The sequence below is a fragment of the Brevundimonas sp. genome (assembly GCF_965227765.1).
In the GTDB taxonomy this organism is placed as follows: domain Bacteria; phylum Pseudomonadota; class Alphaproteobacteria; order Caulobacterales; family Caulobacteraceae; genus Brevundimonas.
Window position 1 is genome coordinate 1400988 of the sequence record NZ_OZ245778.1, and the last position, 18947, is coordinate 1419934.

The window sequence follows — 18947 nt, forward strand, 5'->3', positions numbered from 1 at the left end:
ACGAGGCTCCGGGAACAGTCAGGCTTCTCGCGTCGCATAACGGGGTCTAGAAGCTTTGGCGTTCAGTTTTCCGGAGTCGTGAATGTTCAGTCGTCCTTTCGCCGCCACCGCCACCGCCACCGCCATCGCCCTGGTCCTCGCCGCATCGGCCGGAGCTAGCCAAGCTCAGGACGCATCCACCATTCGCACGGCCGAGCAACTGCGTGACCGGGCGCTGAGCAGCAATGTCGCGCTCGACTATGTGACCCAGATCACCACCCGATTCGGACCCCGCCCCGCCGGATCGCCGGCCGAGACTGCGGCAGCGGAATGGGCCGCTGAATATCTGCGCGGCCTTGGCTTCCAGAACGTCCGCATCCAGGAGTTCCCGCTGGTCGGATGGGAGCGGGGCGAGGAAAGCGTCGCCATCGTCGGGCCGCACGCCCAACGTCTGGTCGCCGCCGCGCTGGGCCATTCGATCGCCACGCCCGCTGAGGGCATTCAGGCCCCGATCGTGCGCTTCACCACCCTGGCCGAGCTGATGGCCGCGCCCGAGGGCTCGCTGGCCGGCAAGATCGCCTATGTCGACGCAGGACAGCTGATCCCGCGCGAGAACGGCGCCGGGTACAGCCCGCTGGCCTATCTGCGCGCCGCCGGGCCGACCGTCGCGGCCTCCAAGGGCGCCCTGGCCTTCGTCATGCGGTCGGCCGGTTCGGACGAGCATCGGATGCCGCACACCGGCACCACGGCCTATGTCGGCGGCAAGGTGGCCGTGCCCGGCTTCGCCCTGTCGGCCCCCGACGCCGATCAATTGAGCCGGATTGTCGCTATGGGCGAGCCGGTGACCCTGCGACTGCATTCGACGGCGCATACCTACGAGACCACCTCGCGCAACGTTATCGCCGACATTCCCGGCCGCACCCGTCCGGAGGAGATCATCGTCCTGGGCTCTCATATGGACAGCTGGGACCTGGGCACCGGCGCCATTGATGATGCGGCGGGCGGCGGGATCACCGTGGCCGCAGCAAAAGCCATCGCCGAGCATGGCCGGCCGGCCCGGACTGTCCGCGTCATCCTGTATGGATCGGAAGAGGTGGCCCAACCGACCGACACCGGCAACGGCGGCGGCGCCTATCTGCGCAGCCTGACGCCTGAGGAACTGGCCAACCACGTCTTTACGGGCGAGAGCGATTTCGGCGCAGACCGCATCTATGCCCTGGGCCTGCCGATCGGCGCCAAGGACAGCGACTTCGCCAAGGCGGCGGCGCGTGTGCTGTATCCGATCGGCGTCCTGCCTTCGCCCGACCCCGAACTGCACGGCGGCGCCGACATCGGCCCCATCGTCGAGGCGGGCGTGCCCGTGTTCGGCCTGAACCAGGACGGAACGCGCTATTTCGACCTGCACCACACCGCCGACGACACCCTGGACAAGATCGACCCGGCCCAGTTGAGCCAGAATGTCGCCGCCTGGACCGCCCTGGTCTGGCTGGCAGCCGATTCCGACGTCGATTTCCGCGCCATGCGCCCGACCGAGGCCGCTCCGGCCCACTGACGCCCGTATTGGCCAACAGGGCCGGGGTGGCTATACAGCGACCTCGGCCTGCGGGCGTGGCGGAATTGGTAGACGCTACGGACTTAAGCTGAGGATTGAGTGCGCCGGGGGAAATCCCGGACGTAGAACCGCTCAAAGTCGGGGAACCCTGTCAAATGGCGATCCCGAGCCAAGCCCGTTTCACGACGGGAAGGTGTAGAGACTAGACGGGCGGCGTCTAAGGCCTTCGCGGGCTATGACGAAGGGATAGTCCAGACCACGAACGCTCATCCGAGCGGCGGCGAAAGCCGAAGTGGTATGAAAATCCGTCGGGCTTTGCCCATGCCGGTTCGATCCCGGCCGCCCGCACCAGCCCCCCTATCTGACCTCCACCACGGCGACCGACTTGGGCGGCAGGTCGAAGGACAGCTGTCCATTGGCGACCAGGCCTGCAAAGGCTGCGGGCTGGACGGCGTGTGGGTGCGCAAAGCTGTTGTGGCTGTCCACGGCAGGCGCGGTCAGGATCCGGCCCGTCGCGGCCTGGAGGTCACCCGGCAGGCGCACGGTCAGGGTGATGGGGCGCACGGGATCGACATTGACCAGCGAGAGCCACAGCCTGCCTTCCTTGTCGCGCGCCGCCACGGCGTCTGCGCGGGGCAGCTGGATATCGCCGAAGACATAGGCGCCCGCATCCATCTGGGCCTGCACCTGAGTTGCGCCCTGGAAGGGCACGTACATCTCATAGACATGATAGGTGGGCGTCAGCACCATGGCCGGGCCGTCGGTCAGGATCATGGCCTGAAGCACATTGGCCATCTGGGCGATGTTCGTGCCCCGCACGCGGTCCGCGTGGCGCATGAAGATGTTCAGGTTCAGCGCGGCGATCACCGCGTCACGCATGGTGTTCTGCTGTTGCAGGAAGCCGGGGTTGCTGCCGGGCATGGGATCGGCCCAGATGCCCCATTCATCGACGAACAGGGCCAGCTTCTTTTCGGGATCATAGCGATCCATGATGGCGGTCTGGCTGGTGACCCAGCCTTCCATCTGAAGCGTCGCCTTGATGGCCTTGGCGTATTCGTCCTCGCCGAAGCCGACGCTGGGGCCCTTGGCTTCCCAGGTGTTGGGGATGGTGTAGGCGTGCAGCGACACGCCCTCGATGTCCCAGCTCCATACCTTGGTCTTCCACGCCTGCATCACGGCTTCGGTGTAGTCGTCCTTGCCGCTGTCCCAGCCCACGGCCACGCGCTGCATGGCGTTCTCGCCGGTCTGGGCCGGATCGAGATTGCGCGAGAAGTGGGCGAACCGCTTCATCTCCTCGACATAGTGGTCGGCCGACATGGCGCCCCCGCAGGCCCAGTTCTCGTTGCCCAGACCCAGGTATTTGATGCGGTAGGGCTCTGGGTGGCCGTTGGCCGCTCGCTCCTGGGCCAGGGTCGTCGGCTGGTCGGCGGTCAGGTATTCGAGCCAGTCCGCCGCCTCCTGCACCGTGCCCGAACCGACGTTGACCGACAGGAAGACATAGGCTCCGACCTGGTCGGCGAAATCCATGAACTCGTGCGTGCCGAAGGTGTTGGGCTCGATGACCCCGCCCCAGCTGGCGTTCAGTCTCGCCACCCGCTCGGACGCCGGGCCGATGCCGTCGCGCCAGTGATACTCGTCGGCGAAACAGCCGCCGGGCCAGCGCACATTGGGAACCTTGATCGCCCGAAGTGCGGCGACCACGTCGCTGCGAATGCCGCGGACATTGGGGATGGCCGAATCGGGGCCGACCCAGACGCCGCCATAGATGCCTGTCCCCAGATGCTCAGCGAATTGGCCGAAGATGTTCGGGTCGATCGTCGCCCCGGCTTGGTCAGCAGACACCTGAACAACCACTGGCGCATCGGCGGACTGCGCTGTCGCCAGCGCAGGATGGGCGAACAGCAGGGTCGTCGCGGTCGCCCACAGAAGACGGCGGGTCATCGGGGTCCGAGCCATGTTGGTAGCCTTTCGTGAGGTCGTCGTCGTGCGAGTGGAGAACCCGGTCAGTCCGGCAGGACGGCCGAGCCGGTGATGGTGAAGTCGATGTTTCGGCCGGGAACCGCGGGGCCTTCGCCACGGTCCTGGGGCTGGCCGCCGCCGATCCAGAGCTGAGCCGGGCCGGCGACGACGCTGCGCACGCCTGCCGCGTCGACGGTGCTGAGGCTGCGATTGTCGATGGTCAAAGTCACGCGGCGGCTTTCGCCCTTGTCCAAGGTGACGCGCTGGAACCCGACAAGAGAGCGGATCGGGGCGCCGTCCAGGCCGGGGCGGCTCAGATAGAGCTGGACCACCTCGTCGCCCGCTCGGTCGCCGGTATTGGTCACCACGACGCTGGCCTCCAGGGTGTCGGCTGCGCGGATGCGAGACCTCGACACCTGCGCCTCGGCGTAGGTGAAGCGGGTGTAGGACAGGCCGTGCCCAAAGGCGTAGAGCGCTGGCCGTTCGAAATAGCGGTAGGTCCGCCCCTGCATGCCGTAGTCCTCGAAGGGCGGCAGGTCTGAGGCAGAGCGATAGAAGGTGACGGGCAGTCGCCCTGACGGATTGACGTCGCCGGCGATCACGCGGGCCACGGCGTCGCCGCCCTGGCCGCCCGGATACCAGGCCTCGACGATGGCCGGGACGTGGGCGTCAGCCCAGTTCACACTCAGCGCGCTGCCGTTGATCAGGACCAGAACCACGGGCGTACCGGTCGCGTGGACACGTTCGAGCAGCGCTTGCTGCGGTGTGGGCAGGTCAAGGCTGGTGCGATCGCCGCCCGCGAAGCCGGGCGTCGCCATCGGCATTTCTTCGCCTTCGAGTTGGGACGTCAGACCGCCAACAAAAATGGCGACATCTGCGTTTCGTGCTGCGGTCACAGCCGAGGCGCCTGCGGGATCTGACGGCAGACTCCATAACAGGCGTTCGTGTCCGCCTGTGGCGCGCTGGAAGGCCTCGACCCGCAGCCGGTAGGTCTGGCCCCGCTTCAGAGACACCGTGCCGGCGGCCACGGACGGTCGCCAGTCCACGGCCCAGGCATCGACGATGGGGGCGTCGTCGATGAAGATGCGATAGCCGCCGTTGGCGTCGTAGCGGAAGATGTAGTCGCCATCCTCGGGCGCCGTCAGGAAGCCGGTGAAACGCACCGCGCCGCTCTGCATCTCGCCCGACCATGCCAGTTCGGGCGTCGGAGCTGTGGTGGTCGCGCCTGCGGTCGTCGCCAAGGCGCGATCAGCGAACCGTTCGACACGGACGCCGGGCTGGCGACACTGAGCGTCAGCGCACAGGACGGCTCCGGGCACTTGATCCAGCGACCGATCAATCAGGCCAGATCCCTCGACATAGGTCACTTCAGCGTCGGGGAAGCGGCGGCGGATGCCGTCCAGGATGGTGACGGGCTGGGACGGCTCGCCATTGTAGTTGCCGACGAGGGCCGCGTGGCTGTCGGCGTTGGGGCCGATGACGGCGATGCGGCGCGGCGCGGTCCCCAAGGGCAGCAGGCCGTCGTTCTTCAGCAGCACGATGGCCTTCTCGGCCGTGGCCAACGACAGGGCGCGCCCGGCCTCGGTGTCGTAGTCGGCGGCGGTGATCGCGGGAAAGACCTGGGCGGCATCGTCGAACTGGCCCAACTGCATCCGCGCCGTGAACAGCCGCACCAGGGATCGGTCGATGACGGCCTCGGCCAGAGCGCCTGAGCGGACGGCCCTGACGATATGGTCGCTCTCCACCGCGCCGCCGCAGATCAGGTCCATCCCGGCATCGAAGGCGGCGGCCACGCCCTGTTCGGGCGTCGGCGCGTATCCGTGATGGTCGGGGCGATAGATGTCGGCGACCGCCTCGCAGTCCGAGACCACATAACCGTCGAACTTCCAGGCCTCGCGCAGATAGTGGGTGAGCAGGGGCGAACTGGCGCAGGCGGGTACACCGTCGACCGCGTTATAGGCGCACATGATCGATTGGGCCTTGGCCTCCATGACCGTGGCGCGGAAGGCCGGCAGATAGGTGTCGGCCAGATCGTGGGCCGAGGGGTGGATGTCGTCGCGGTGGCGGCTGGCCTCTGGGCCTGAATGGACCGCGAAATGCTTGGGCGTGGCGATGGTGCGGTAATAGCGGTCGTCGTCGCCTTGCAGACCCTCGACGAAGGCTACACCCAGGCGCGAGGTCAGGTAGGGGTCCTCGCCATAGGTCTCCTGGCCTCGTCCCCAGCGAGGGTCGCGGAAGATGTTGATGTTGGGCGACCAGACGGTCAGGCCCGCGAACCAGTCGGATCCGCCGAAGCGGTGCTGCTCGGCCAGATGTTTGGCCCGGAACTCGACGCTGATGAGATCGGAGACGGCGCGGATCTGGGTCACGTCGAACGTCGCGGCCAAACCGATGGCCTGCGGGAACACGGTTGCGTAACCGGCGGCGGCCACGCCGTGCAGCCCCTCGTTCCACCAATTGTATTCGCGGATCTGTAGCCGTGGGATGGCAGGGGCGTCGTTGACCAGTTGCGACGCCTTCTCCTCCAGCGTCATGCGCGACACCAGGTCGGTGGCGCGCGCGACCGCCGTCGCCTGCACGTCCTGATAGGCGGCCGTCTGGACGACTGCGACGGGACCGCCCGGAAGCTGGGCAGGCGCGGCCTGTGCGAGGGCGGCGGTGCCGACGACCGACAGGCCAAAGGTCACAACGGCGAGGCGAGGCCAGGATCGGGTCAAGAGATCAGTGCTTTCTTGTCAGACGTTCAGGCGGACGATTTCGGGATGTGGCGACCAGGTCAGGCCTGGGGCTTCAGGAACCCGTTCACGTCCAGCCAGCGCAGGAAGCCGTCGAGCCAACCGTTGCTGGTCTTGCCGGGATTGCCCAGACCGAACCCGTGGCCGCCGTTCTGATAGAGGTGAAACTCCACCGGACGGCCCGCGCTCTGCCAGGCTTCGACGACGCCGAAGCCGCGATTGGCGAACAGGGGATCGTCCGCCGCCAGCACCACGAACATCGGCGGTGCATCGGCCGGAACCTCGACGGCGGTCATGGCTCCATAGATGGGCGCGATGAAGGCGGGGCGGGTCTGGGGCGCCCATAGGGTGGTGGCCATGGTGGTCATGGCGCCGGCCGAAAAGCCGACCATGCCGATACGCTCTGGATCGACGCCCCACTCCGAAGCCCTGGACCGCACCAGGGCGAACGCCGCCGTGGCGTCATCTATCTGATCGGCGAATTCGGCGCCCGGTTGGCCCGGCGTCGCCGGACGGGCGGGACGAGCTCCGGCGCCCGAGAACATGGCGTTGACCGAGGCCTCGAACTCTCCGAGATCGGGCAGGGTCGGGCGCGTGCGGTATTTCAGCACGAAGGCGGCGACGCCTTGGTCGGCCAGGGCCTGGGCGACTTCCCAACCCTCGTTGCTCATCGACAGGAACATGAAGCCGCCGCCGGGGGCCACGATCACGGCGGCTCCGTTGGCCGTGCCGGGCTTGGGCAAAACCGGGGTCAGGGTTGCGGTGGTGACATTGCGGACAAAGGTGTCGCCATACTGGTTGAACCAGGTCTCTGGCCCCGTCGATGCCGCAACGCCGCCGGTGCCCAGGATGATGGCGTTCGGTTCCGCCGGAGCGGCGGCCTCGGTCATCGGAGCCTGTTGCGCCAGCGCCGGGGCGGCGAGGGCAAGGCTGGCGGCGGTCAGGAGCAGCAAGATTTTCAGGCGGGTCATGGTCGTCTCCAGAGCATGGGGTCGAAGCGGCGTCACGCCGGCGATGGGGGCGTGGCCTGAATGGCCGCCGGGCCCGTCACGCGAGAGCCCCACAGGGCGTAGAACAGGATGTAGAGCTCGCAGGCGGCGGTCAGCAGGAAGGACAGCTGCAGCCCGTATCGGTCGGCCAGCCAGCCCTGGACGATCACAAGGGCGCCGCCTGCAATGGCCATGATGAGCAGGCCCGAGCCCTCCTCGGTCAGAGGGCCCAGCCCCTTGATGCCCAGGGTGAAGATGGTCGGGAACATGATCGAGTGAAAGAAACCGACTGCGATCAGCGCCCACATGGCGATCGGGCCGCTGGCGAACGTGGTGACCAGCATCACGACAAAGGCGCCGACCGAGAAGATGGCCAGGACCGTCTCGGCTCGCATCCGCTGCATCAGCACCGCGCCCAGGAAGCGACCCACCATCATGCCGCCCCACAGGATCGCCAGATAGCGCGAGGCCTGTTCGTGGGTGATGGCGGCGATGTCGGGCTGAGCGACGAAGTTGATGAACAGGTTGGCCACGCCGATCTCGGCGATCAGGTAGATGAAGATGGCCGGCACCCCGAACACCAGGTTGCGGTGTCGCCACAGCGACAGACCCTTGCGGGCCTCGCGGGTCGCGCGCTGCGAGGCCTGGCCCAGAGCGGGCAGGGGGAAGCGGGCGATGACCACGGCCAGGACGATCAGGACGACCGCCACGATCAGGTAGGGCAGGATGACCGACTGGGCGTCGGCGTATCGCTCGGCGGCGGTCAGCACGACGTCCGCCTCGCTGGTCCCGCCCTTGGATCGGCCCAGGATCAGATAGCCCGCGAACAAGGGCGCCAGGGTCGTGCCCAGCGAGTTGAACGCCTGAACCAGGTTCAGCCGCGACGAACCCGTCTCGGGCGGACCAATCACGGTGACGTAGGGGTTGGCGGCAACCTGCAGCAGGGTGATGCCGCTGGCGATGACGAACAGGGCCGTCAGAACCAGATTGTAGGACGGCAGACGCGCCGCCGGCACCATCATCAGGGCGCCGACAGCCATCACGCCCAGGCCGATAACGATCGCGCGCTGGTAGCCAAGGCGGGCGATCAGTTTGGCGGATGGAATCGAGGCGACGAAATAGGCGATGAACCAGACGGATTCGATCAGAGTCGTCTGGGTGTAGCTGAGGTCAAACACGCTGCGCAGGTGCGGTAGCAGCGTATTGTTGATGACGGTGATGAAGCCCCACATGAAGAACAGCGTGGCCAGCAGCGCCAAGGCCGGGCGATAGGCCGCGCTGCCCGGCTTGGGGGCGGAAGCGGTGAACGAGCCTGTCGGTACAGCCATGATTTCCCTCCTGTCGGCAGCGCGTTCACGCCATTCGACGCCGCAACTTGTCCTACTTTTAATTGTCTGACTATATGGACCTCAGGCCCTCGTCAACGGTGGGCGAACGGTGTGAGGGACGGGTCATGGATAGGCGGACAGGGGTGCTGGCGGCGGCAGCCATATTGGGTTTGGTCGCTGCTCCAGGCGCGGTCTTCGCAGGCGAAGCGCAGCGCGCTCCGGCGGGTCGTCTGACGGATGGTCAGGCGGTGGAGGTCATCATCTTAAGCAACAGCCATGGGGTTTCGGCCCGCATCCTGACCTATGGCGCGACCCTGCAATCCCTGGTCGGACCGGACCGAAACGGGCGTCCGGCGGATGTGGTCCTGGGATATGACGCCCTGGCTGATTACGAGACCCATCCCAACTATTTCGGCGTCACCGTGGGGCGTTACGCCAACCGGATCGCCGGGGGGCGTTTCGTGCTGGACGGTCGGACCTATCAACTGCCTCTGAACGACGTCACCAACTCTCTGCACGGCGGCGGGCAGGGTTTCGACAAGAAGGTCTGGCGGGTTGTCTCTGTCAGCGACGGCGACAGCCCGAGCGTCGTCCTGGCTCTGACCAGCCCGGACGGGGACCTGGGCTATCCGGGGCAGCTTGAAACCACGGTCGCTTATTCGCTGGACGAGGCGGGGGCCCTGACCATCGCCTTCGAGGCGGAGACGACCCGCCCCACCGTCGTCAACATGACCAATCACGCCATCTTCAACCTGGCAGGCGAGGGGGCTCCGGGCGGTATCGAGGGCCATCGTCTTACGATCCCTGCGGCGGCCTATACGCCCGTGGACGCCGCCCTGATTCCGACGGGAGAATCGCGCGCGGTAGAGGGCACGCCTTTCGACTTCCGCACTCCGCGCCTGATCTCTGATGGCCTGCGCGACGGACGTGACGAGCAGATCCGGCTCGGCCGCGGCTACGACCACAACTTCGCCCTCGACAAGGGTGTGACGGCACAGCCCGAACTGGCCGCCCGGCTTGAGGATCCCGCCTCCGGCCGAGTGCTGGAGGTGCTGACGACTGAGCCGGGGGTTCAGGTCTATTCGGGCAATTTCCTCGACGCTCTGCTGGTCGGCAAGGGAGGTCATCTCTACCGCATGGGCGATGGACTGGCGCTGGAGCCGCAGAAGTTTCCCAACGCCCCCAATACGCCGGCCTTCATCTCGGCGCGCGTCGATCCCGGCCAGCCTTATCGCCATGTGATGGTCTATCGCCTGTCGACCGCAGACTGACCTTCGAGCCTTCCGACGAGAACTATGATGCGCCTTCTACAGCACTTCAGCCCTGACGGTCGTCGTCAGGTCATCGCCGCCGAGCGCGACACGGCGGCCTTTATCCAGAATGTCGAGACCGTGCGCGATCTCGCGCTGATGGCGATCGGCGCCGGCATTGACCTGTCACAGGCCTGTCGGCGTCAGGGGCCGGGCGGCGCTGTCGATATCAACGAGGCGCTGGAGGAGGGGCGTCTGCTGGCGCCCATCGACCACCCCGACGACGCCCATCTGATCATGACGGGCACGGGCCTGACGCATCTGGGCTCCGCCGAAGGGCGTGACCAGATGCACCGTGCGGCCGCATCGGCCGAGCACCAGACCGACTCCATGCGGATGTTTCTGGAAGGGGTCGAGGGCGGAAAGCCTGCAGCGGGCCGCGTCGGCCAGCAGCCCGAGTGGTTCTACAAGGGCGACGGTTCCCAACTGGTCGGACCGGGCCGTCCCCTGACGATGCCCGCCTTCGCCCAGGATGGCGGCGAGGAGCCTGAGCTCGCCGGGGTCTATGTGATCGGTCCGGACGGCGCGCCGTGGCGGCTGGGCGTCTGCCTGGCCAACGAGTTCAGCGACCACGTCACCGAACGTCACAACTACCTGTGGCTGGCCCACTCCAAGCTGCGACCGGCGGCGCTGGGGCCCGAGCTGCTCGTGGGCTCGCCTCCGGCCGATGTCCGGGGCCAGAGCCGGATCATCCGGGACGGCGCCATCCTGTGGGAAAAGCCCTTCCTGTCAGGCGAAGACAACATGTCCCACGCCCTGGCCAACCTGGAAGCGCACCACTTCAAATACGATCTGTTCCGCCGTCCGGGCGACGTGCATGTGCATTTCTTCGGCACGGCGACCCTGTCCTTTGCGGACGGCGTCCAGACCCGGGCTGGAGACATGTTCGAGATCGAGGCGGCGCCCTTCAGCCTGCCTCTGCGAAACGTCCTGGCCCGAGACGAGACCCCTGCCATGGCGGTCCAGTCCCTCTAATCGCCTCAGGCTAGGGAAGGCATTTGACGGGGGCCGTTCCGAACGGAAGCGGCCCCGGCGCCGGCTTTTAGGCCGGTGGGCAGATCGCATCCCCCTCGTTGGAGACGACGCGGATTTCGGACACCGACAAGGCGGCCGTGCCGACGGTGGTCAGCTGGAAGGGGATATCGACGGCCGCCAGGTCGGCGCCCCTATCGCGGAAGCAGGACAGCCGCACCTTGATCGTGCGCCATTCACCGATGGGGGCGGCGCCGAAGATCGACGCGATATCCAGCGTGGCCCCGCCCATGCCCAGGCCGACCGGGGCGGTCGGCCGGGCGTCGACGCGATAGCGGAAGCCCAGGGCCATCTCGCCATTGCTCTGACGCGTCAGGTCCACCGGAATGCCCCAGATCTGGGCGGATGCCTCGCCGGTTCCGGCGAACACGAACTGCTGGCCGCTTTCCTGGGCCAGGTCGTCGACCGCATGCGAGACCACTCCCCCGCGCGGGCTCTGGCCCTCGCCGCCGACCGGCGGTTTCAGCTGCCCTCCGGCGTCGTTCAACAGGAGGGCCCAGGGCGAGACATAGCGGCCATCGACGAAATAGCGGTCGATGCTCGAGGTCTCGCCGGTGATGCCGGATTCTTCGGACAACACGCCGACGCTGGCCGGCGCGGCGTAGCTGAGGCCGTAGCCGTAGGCGAACTGGGGGTCATAGCCGGGCTGGCCGACGTTCAGGGGCTGGCCCTCGGCCGTCTTGGGCCAGCTGAACGACAGGGTTCCGGTGAAGTCGTGGCGTGGCTTGGCCGCCGCATCGCCGATCAGCACGTCGGCGACGCCTGCGCCCTCGGTGCCCGGCAGCCAGGCGGCGACGAAGGCGTCCGAGGCGTTGATCTCGGGATTGGTCCACATCGGACGGCCCGACAGGAAGACCGAGACGGTGGGGATCCCCGCCGCCTTCAGGGCCTTGAGCGTGGCCAGGGGGCCTTCAGGCACGAAGTCCAGGGTGTCGACGTCGCCCTGGAACTCGGCATAGGGGGTCTCGCCGAAGACGACGATGGCGACATCCGGCTTGTCGGTGAAGCTCCCGTCGGCGCTCAGCGTCGCCGCGCCGCCGGCCTCGGTCACCGCCTCGTGGATGCCCGACCAGATCGACTGGCCATTGGGGAAGTCGGCGTTGGCGTTGCCCGTGCCCTGCCAGGTCAGGGTCCAGCCGCCCGCCGCCTGGCCGATGTCGTCGGCGGCCGCGCCCGCCACCAGCACCCGCGCGCCGGCCCGGATCGGCAGCACCGCGCCCTCGTTCTTCAGCAGCACCAGCGACTGGCGCACCGCCTGGCGGGCCAGGGCGCGGTGCTCGGGCGAGCCCAGCATCTCCAGCCGCCCCTCGACCGGGCGATCCTCGCGGAAGACCCCGGCCTTGACCTTGGCGCGCAGGATGCGGGTCACGGCGTCGTCGATCCGCGCCATGGGGATCTCTCCCGAACGGGCCTGGGCCAGGGTGCTTTCGTACAGGGGCTTCCAGCTGTCGGGCGCCATCAGCATGTCGATGCCCGCGTTGACCGCCAGGGCGCAGCTCTCGTTGGAACAGCCGGGCAGCTGGCCATGGGCGTTCCAGTCCGAGACCACGAAGCCGTCAAAGCCCAGCGGGCCGTGCAGCACGTCGCGCAGGATGGTCGGATTGCCCGAATGCTTGACCCCGTTCCAGCTCGAGAAACTGGCCATGACCGACAGCACGCCCGCGTCGATGGCCTGGACATAGCCGCCCAGGTGGGTGTCGATCAGACCCTGTTCGTCGCCCTGATAGTCGCCCTGGTCCTTGCCGCCGGCGGTGCCGCCGTCGGCCAGGAAATGCTTGGCCGAGCCGGCGATCCGGCCGGGCGCCAGGGGATGATCCGCCGACAGCTCGCCCTGCAGACCCAGGGTCATGGGCCCGGCGTAGCTGCGCTGCACCTCGGGGTTCTCGGCATAGCCTTCGTAGGTGCGGCCCCAGCGGTCGTCCTGGGGCACGGCCAGGGTCGGGCCGAAGGTCCAGTCGGCGCCCGTCACCGCCACCTCCATCGCCGTGGCCTCGCCGATGCGCCGGATCAGGTCGGGATCGCGCGCGGCGCCCAGGCCGATGTTGTGGGGAAAGATGGTCGCGCCGACCACGTTGTTGTGCCCGTGCACGGCGTCGATGCCGTAGATCAGCGGGACCTTGGCGCCCGGCCGCGCCGCCGCCGCCGCGCGAAACGCCTGGGCCAGCTCGACCCAGGCCTGGGCCGGAGCCCGCTCGTCGCCGCCCGGCGCCGAGTTGCCCCCCGCCAGGATCGACCCCAGCGGATAGCGGGCCAGATCCTCGGGCTTCACCGAGGCCAGGTCGCCCTGGATCATCTGCCCGACCTTCTCCTCCAGCGTCAGGGTCGACAGCAACTGCGCCACGAACGCCTCGGTCGCCGCATCGCTCATCGCATCCGGCGACGACGCCGAGGGCCACAGCGAAGGATGCGCCGTTGCATTCGCCGGAATGGCGATGGCGGGGGGCGCCGATTGCGATTGGGCGGAGGCCTCCGTCGAGTACGACAACGTTGTCAGTGGCGCGGAAGCCACGGTCATCATGAGGATAGAAGTAAGGATGCGCATATGATTCCGTCCCGATGCGGCCAGTCTCACTCCGAGATTTGAGCCTTTGGGCTCGCGGGAGTGGCTCCGCTTGACTCCTCTCCTAACCAGCAAGTTTCGATCCGTCGATGGGGCTGCGACAAATTGTTACCGCTCTCACCGATGGGAGGCGTCAGGCCATGGTGCGCGGATTCGACAACAGGTTCTCGCGTGATAGCGTTACCTCAACTGCATCGATCGGAATGCAGATCAGGGAGTGGTGAGGATGGGCCAGATGGACAGAATGCTGCGACGATGGGCCAGGCCTGTGATGGCGGCCTTGGCGATGGTCTTGTTGATGCAGGTCTCGGCGCCCGCCAGCGCCGAGACCCCGGTCGAGCGCCATGGCCGGTTGAGCGTCCAGGGCAATCGCATTGTCGATCAGCACGGGGCGCCGGTCTCCCTGCACGGAATGTCCCTGTTCTGGAGCCAGTGGCAACCGCAGTACTACAACCGGGACGCCATCCAGTGGCTCGCCGACGACTGGAACATCTCGGTGATCCGCGCCGCCATCGCGGTTCATGCGGGCGGATATATGGAGCATCCAGAGGCCGAGATGGCGCGGGCCGAAGCGGCTATCGACGCCGCGGTCGCCGCTGGCGTCTATGTCATCATAGACTGGCACGCCCACGATCCGGAGCCCGAGGCGGCAAGCCGGTTCTTTGCCAGCATCGCCAGCCGCTACGGCGACCTGCCCAACCTGATCTACGAGACATGGAACGAGCCCCTGCCTCAGTATGACTGGGCGACATCGGTGCGGCCCTATCATGAGGCGGTCATCGGCGTTATCCGGGCGCAGGATCCCGACAATCTGGTGATCGCCGGCACGCCCCGTTGGTCCCAGGACGTCGATATCGCCGCCGAGACACCGCTGACGTTCGACAACGTCGCCTACACCCTGCATTTTTACGCGGGTAGTCACAGGGGAGACCTGCGCGCCAAGGCCGCAACGGCCCTGTCGAAAGGGGTGGCGATCTTCGTCACCGAATGGGGCACGACCAACGCGGACGGCGACGGCGGCGTGGATGCGGCGGAGACCGAACTGTGGTGGCGGTTCATCGCCGACAACCAGCTCAGCGACCTGAACTGGTCCGTGGCGGACAAGGACGAGGCCTCGGCCGCGCTTCTGCCTGGCGCATCAGGACAAGGCGGCTGGACGCTGGATCAGATTTCGCCCTCGGGCCGGCTGGTCCGCGAGCGACTGCGGACGCTCGATCGCTAGTCGGCGCTAAGGTCTAACAGGCGACATCGAGGACGGGCGCGGCTTCCGGCGCTGCGTCCTCGCAGGTGACGGTGTTGATGGCGTCCACCAGGGCCTGGATCTGCAACGGCTTGGCCACCCAGGCGTCCATGCCGCAGGCGCGGTATTCCTGAACCTGATGGCTCATGACATTGGCGGTCAGGGCGATGATCGGCGTCCGGCTGCGGCCGTCGTCATTCTCGCGCTGGCGGATGCGGCGGGTGGCGGCGGGACCGTCCATGACCGGCATCTGCACGTCCATCAGGATCAGGTCCCAGGGTTCGGCCTCCCAGGCGTCCACGGCAAACTGGCCATTGTCGACCACGGTGACGTCGATGCCGAGTTGATGCAGCAGGGTCTTGAGCACCAATTGATTGATCGGATTGTCCTCGGCAGCCAGCACCTTGAGGTCGCCAGCCAGGTCGGAGCCGTCGTTGCGCTCAGCACAGCCAGTCTCTCCCGATGCGATCACACCGCGCTGCAGCGGCAGGACGACCTCGAAGGTCGTGCCTTCGCCGAAGACGCTATGGACGGTCATGGCGCCGCCCATCAGAGCGGCCAGATCGTTGCAGATCGCCAGGCCCAGACCCGTGCCGCCGAACTTGCGGGTGGTGGAGATGTCGGCCTGGGTGAATTTCTCGAACAGGGCGTCGATCTTGTCGGCAGGGATGCCGATGCCGGTGTCGCTGACGGACAGGCGCAGGGCGCCGTCGTCCTGGACGCAAGCAGAGACCCTGACCTCCCCGGTCTCGGTAAACTTCAGGGCGTTTGAGATCAGATTATAGACGATCTGGCGCACCCGGGTCGGATCGCCCCGCCAGCCGTGCCGAGCCTCGGGCGACGATACCAGCGAGAAGGACAGGCCCTTTTTGTTGGCGAGGGCCGTGAAGGCGGCATGGGCGCCCATCAGCAGATCGTCGAGATCGAAGTCGACATCCTCCAGAGCCAGTTTCCCAGCCTCGATCTTGGCCAGGTCCAGCATGTCGTTGAGGATGGCCAGCAGGCTTTCACCCGACTGTCGGATGATGTCGACCCTCTCGCTCTGCAATTTCGACAAGGGGTCGTTGGCCATGGCCTGGACCATCCCCAGGACACCGTTCAACGGGGTGCGAATCTCGTGGCTCATCATCGCCAGGAATGAGGATTTGGCGACATTGGCGGCCTCGGCCTCGAGTGTCGCATGGCGCAGGCTGGCGGCGGTCGCCTCAAGGTCGCGCGCTCTCTGGGTGGCCAAGGAGATGTCATGGCTGGTGATGATCCAGCCGCCGTGTTCCATCCTGCGGGCGACGGGCCGAAGGACCCGGCCGCCGGCTCCGCGCCACTCTGACGAGGCTGTGTCGGCATCCCGCATGGCGTTGGTGAAGGCTTCCGCCTCCTGTTCCGACCAGCAGCCACGCTGTTGCAGGTCGGACAGAACAGTCTCCAGGTCGATGCCCGGCTTAAGCGCTTCAGAGCCGAGACCCAGGCTGGATGACAGTCGCTCGTTCGCGGCCATGATGCGCAGTTCGGCGTCGAGGATCAGCAGGCCGATGTCGGCGGCGGCGATGGCGGACCGGGCGATGTCGGTCTTCAGCAGGCGGGTCTTGCGAACGCTGAGGCCCAAGGCGTCGGACGCGGCGATTTCGCCCTGACCGGCGGGGCTGTCGAGACGCAGGCGCGCCCCGGCCCCGACCAGGGTGCTAGCCGGGTTCACCAGGGCCCAGGTTGAAAGAGCGGCGGCGACGGGGGACAGGCGACCCTTGTCTTCGAACCGGGCGCGGAAGGCGCTTTCGTCGAAATGGCGCTGGGCTTCCAATGTGAATCGTCCGGTCAGGAAGACCCCCTCCGAGACGCCGAGCGACAGTGCGATCTGGCCAGCGAAATCGCCCAGTATGCCCATGAAACAGTCCAGCGACTGGCGACAGGTCGCGTCCTGCAAGGTCTGGCCCTGAAGCAGGACTTCCAATGGCGTCAGTCGGTCGGCGGCGCGGCCTTCGACCAGAGCGAGGGCGGCGTGCAGTTCTCCCAGGGCGGGCCAAGAAATGAGCCGTTCGTACGACACGCGCCCGTGCTTCTGGGTGAAGACCTTCAGCAGTTCGCATTCCAGGGGGGTGGAGGGGGCAAAGGCCAAATGACCGGCCTCGGTGTCGATGATGCGCGACCCCGAGGCGTCGATGTCCAGCGCTGAAACCCCCAGGCCAAAATCCGGACTCACGATGGCGTATCGGCCGGGCCGTAGCCCCGCGACAGGCGCGGGCGACGGGCCGATGGGCTGGGCGTCGCCGGGATCGAGGTTGAGGACGCTGAGGGCCACAGCGGCGGAATCATTGATCATCCGCACGTCGGTGAAGCCGAAGGCGGCCTCGAACTGACCGCCGGAAAACCGCCAGCCCGACTGGGTGACCGTCACCTCGTCGGCAGTGACGGGCGCCGCGACGGACAGGCACAGTCGCGTGGGCGTTGGTCGGCTTGCAACGGCGAGGAAATCGGCCAGGGCATCGACTGGCGTGGCGAAATCCCCAACCTGGCGTTCCGCGTAGCCGGAGAACAGCGGGCGACCGCCATCGAACCCTTCAAGAAAGGCGAAGCGGCAGACGTGAGGCGCGATATCCCCGACGACAGCAAATGTCACGACGCCTCCCTAAGGCTTTTGCGTTAGGGAACAGCAGCATAGTTAAAATAGTCTGAGTTATGACCGTTCGGCGACTCCTGATCGTTGTAAACCTATCGCGCTGCTTCGAGCTTGCGAGAAATGTTCGGACTATGCCGCCGAGCAATGCTCGCGGATGAAGGCCTCGTGCGTCGGCATATGGTCCGCCGAATTACGAATGGCCTCGGCCGTCTGGTGCAGACGGCGGCGGGTTTCTTCAACCGACAGGATTTCGGCGACCGGGTCGAAGCGTTCTGGCCGAATGTTTTGGCCGATCATGACCGCGAACCAGCTGGTGTCGTTGAACAGCTCTTCGTTCTCGCGGAATATCCGTCCACGGCTCCGGAAGATGTCGTATTTTTCGACCAGGCTGTCGGGCAGTTTCATCTCGCGGCATTCGCGCCAGAGCGGGCTGTCGTCCCTCTGGTTGGCGTTGTAGTGCAGGATGATGAAGTCGCGGATGCGCTCGGCCTCATAGGCGACGACACGGTTGTAGCGATCGATTTCCGCCTGTTCGAACCTTAGGGTCGGGAACATGGCCAGCAGGTTGGCGATGCCGCTCTGGACCATGTGGATACTGGTCGATTCCAGCGGTTCGATGAAGCCGGACGCCAGGCCTAGGGCGACGACATTCCGGTTCCAGGCCTTCTTGCGACGCCCGGTCACGAACCTCAGTACGCGCGGATCGGCCAGGGGCGCGCCGTCCAGTTGTGACAGTATGTCGGCGGCGGCCGCATCGTCGTCGATGTGGCGGCTGGAATAGACATAGCCGTTACCGGTGCGATGCTGCAGGGGGATGCGCCATTGCCAGCCGGCGGGGCGGGCGGTGGAGCGGGTGTAGGGGGTCGGATTCTCCACGCGGGCGCAGGGCACCGCCACCGCCCGGTCGCAGGGCAGCCAGTGGGTCCAGTCGTCATAGCCGGTCTGGAGCGCGCCCTCGATCAGTAGGCCCCGGAACCCGGAGCAGTCGATGAACAGGTCGGCCTCGATCGTCTGATCCTTGTCGGTTCGCACGGACTCGACGAACCCGTCATCGCCGCGCAGGGCGACATCCACAATGCGGCCCTCGACGCGCCGCACGCCGCTGGCCTCGGCGTGCTCGCGAAGCCATGCGGCATAGAGGCCGGCGTCGAAGTGAAAGGCGTAGGCGATCCTGGAAAGGGGCGACGGGCCGGCGTCGATCGGGCGCATGAACTTGCCCTGAGCAGCGGCTACCGACTGCAGGGAATAATCGGTGATCGGCGGGGCGTCGCCCAGCTGGTTCAGGCGCAGCCAGTAGGCGTGAAAGGAGACGCCTTTCATGTCGACGCCGAACGGGCCGAACGGATGGAAATAGGTCTCTCCGATCCGTCCCCAGTCGCGGAATTGGATGCCCAGCTTGAACGTGCCCTGGGTACGGCGGACGAACTCGTCCTCGTCCAGCCCTAGCATCCTGTTGAACAGGCGCAGCTGAGGGATCGTCGCTTCGCCGACGCCGACCGTGCCGATCTCTTCGGATTCGACCAGGGTGATTTCGGCATAGTCCGGCCCCAGCACCTTGCCGAGGGCAGCCGCGGCCATCCAGCCAGCGGTGCCCCCGCCGACGATGGCGATTTTGCGAATGCGTTGGTCGGCGGGAGGCATATCTTGTCAGG

11 protein-coding genes are annotated in these 18947 nt (G+C 66.8%); 4 read left to right on the top strand and 7 right to left on the bottom strand.

What is annotated here, in order from left to right; all coding sequences use genetic code 11:
• Positions 1-82: 82 nt before the first annotated feature.
• On the top strand, positions 83-1531 hold the full coding sequence (locus tag ACO05L_RS06725; RefSeq protein WP_421731393.1) for a M20/M25/M40 family metallo-hydrolase: 1449 nt from the start codon (positions 83-85) through the stop codon (positions 1529-1531).
• 357 nt (positions 1532-1888) lie between these two features.
• Here ACO05L_RS06725 and ACO05L_RS06730 read toward each other — a convergent pair whose 3' ends face one another.
• The 4 genes from ACO05L_RS06730 to ACO05L_RS06745 form a co-directional block, all read right to left on the bottom strand.
• Positions 1889-3472 carry an alpha-N-arabinofuranosidase gene (locus ACO05L_RS06730; protein WP_421731394.1) on the bottom strand — a complete coding sequence of 528 codons (1584 nt, stop codon included), beginning with the start codon at positions 3470-3472 and terminating at the stop codon, positions 1889-1891.
• A 62-nt stretch (positions 3473-3534) separates the two neighbouring features.
• Complete coding sequence (locus ACO05L_RS06735) at positions 3535-6207, bottom strand: glycoside hydrolase family 3 C-terminal domain-containing protein (protein WP_421731395.1); 2673 nt, start codon at positions 6205-6207, stop codon at positions 3535-3537.
• A gap of 59 nt (positions 6208-6266) precedes the next feature.
• Complete coding sequence (locus ACO05L_RS06740; protein ID WP_421731396.1) at positions 6267-7196, bottom strand: alpha/beta hydrolase; 930 nt, start codon at positions 7194-7196, stop codon at positions 6267-6269.
• 32 nt (positions 7197-7228) lie between these two features.
• Positions 7229-8542, bottom strand: a complete 1314-nt coding sequence (locus ACO05L_RS06745) for a sugar MFS transporter (RefSeq protein ID WP_421731397.1) — start codon at positions 8540-8542, stop codon at positions 7229-7231.
• Between the two features lie 125 nt (positions 8543-8667).
• Between ACO05L_RS06745 and ACO05L_RS06750 the strand changes: the two genes are divergently transcribed.
• A complete protein-coding gene (locus tag ACO05L_RS06750; protein WP_421731398.1) occupies positions 8668-9813 on the top strand; it encodes an aldose epimerase family protein in 1146 nt (381 codons plus the stop codon).
• 24 nt (positions 9814-9837) lie between these two features.
• Complete coding sequence (gene araD1, locus ACO05L_RS06755; protein WP_421731399.1) at positions 9838-10827, top strand: AraD1 family protein; 990 nt, start codon at positions 9838-9840, stop codon at positions 10825-10827.
• A 67-nt stretch (positions 10828-10894) separates the two neighbouring features.
• Here the strand turns inward: araD1 and ACO05L_RS06760 are convergent, their stop codons facing one another.
• The gene (locus ACO05L_RS06760) at positions 10895-13426 is read right to left on the bottom strand and encodes a glycoside hydrolase family 3 N-terminal domain-containing protein (RefSeq protein WP_421731400.1); all 2532 of its coding nucleotides are present in this window, start codon (positions 13424-13426) and stop codon (positions 10895-10897) included.
• Between the two features lie 253 nt (positions 13427-13679).
• Here ACO05L_RS06760 and ACO05L_RS06765 point away from each other — a divergent pair, with 253 nt between their 5' ends.
• Complete coding sequence (locus ACO05L_RS06765; RefSeq protein WP_421731401.1) at positions 13680-14666, top strand: glycoside hydrolase family 5 protein; 987 nt, start codon at positions 13680-13682, stop codon at positions 14664-14666.
• Positions 14667-14679: 13 nt separating this feature from the next.
• Here ACO05L_RS06765 and ACO05L_RS06770 read toward each other — a convergent pair whose 3' ends face one another.
• Both ACO05L_RS06770 and ACO05L_RS06775 read right to left on the bottom strand, forming a co-directional pair.
• Positions 14680-17295, bottom strand: coding sequence for a glucokinase (locus ACO05L_RS06770; protein WP_421731402.1), 2616 nt, complete (start codon positions 17293-17295; stop codon positions 14680-14682).
• A 129-nt stretch (positions 17296-17424) separates the two neighbouring features.
• Complete coding sequence (locus ACO05L_RS06775; RefSeq protein ID WP_421731403.1) at positions 17425-18936, bottom strand: tryptophan halogenase family protein; 1512 nt, start codon at positions 18934-18936, stop codon at positions 17425-17427.
• Between the last annotated feature and the right edge of the window lie 11 nt (positions 18937-18947).

Excerpts from the sequence above, each read along its gene's own strand:
- ACO05L_RS06725 (WP_421731393.1), top strand. The coding sequence starts at position 83 with ATGTTCAGTCGTCCTTTCGCCGCCACCGCCACCGCCACCGCCATCGCC.
- ACO05L_RS06730 (WP_421731394.1), bottom strand. The coding sequence starts at position 3,472 with ATGACCCGCCGTCTTCTGTGGGCGACCGCGACGACCCTGCTGTTCGCC.
- ACO05L_RS06740 (WP_421731396.1), bottom strand. The coding sequence starts at position 7,196 with ATGACCCGCCTGAAAATCTTGCTGCTCCTGACCGCCGCCAGCCTTGCC.
- ACO05L_RS06745 (WP_421731397.1), bottom strand. The coding sequence starts at position 8,542 with ATGGCTGTACCGACAGGCTCGTTCACCGCTTCCGCCCCCAAGCCGGGC.
- ACO05L_RS06750 (WP_421731398.1), top strand. The coding sequence starts at position 8,668 with ATGGATAGGCGGACAGGGGTGCTGGCGGCGGCAGCCATATTGGGTTTG.
- araD1 (WP_421731399.1), top strand. The coding sequence starts at position 9,838 with ATGATGCGCCTTCTACAGCACTTCAGCCCTGACGGTCGTCGTCAGGTC.
- ACO05L_RS06760 (WP_421731400.1), bottom strand. The coding sequence starts at position 13,426 with ATGCGCATCCTTACTTCTATCCTCATGATGACCGTGGCTTCCGCGCCA.
- ACO05L_RS06765 (WP_421731401.1), top strand. The coding sequence starts at position 13,680 with ATGGACAGAATGCTGCGACGATGGGCCAGGCCTGTGATGGCGGCCTTG.
- ACO05L_RS06775 (WP_421731403.1), bottom strand. The coding sequence starts at position 18,936 with ATGCCTCCCGCCGACCAACGCATTCGCAAAATCGCCATCGTCGGCGGG.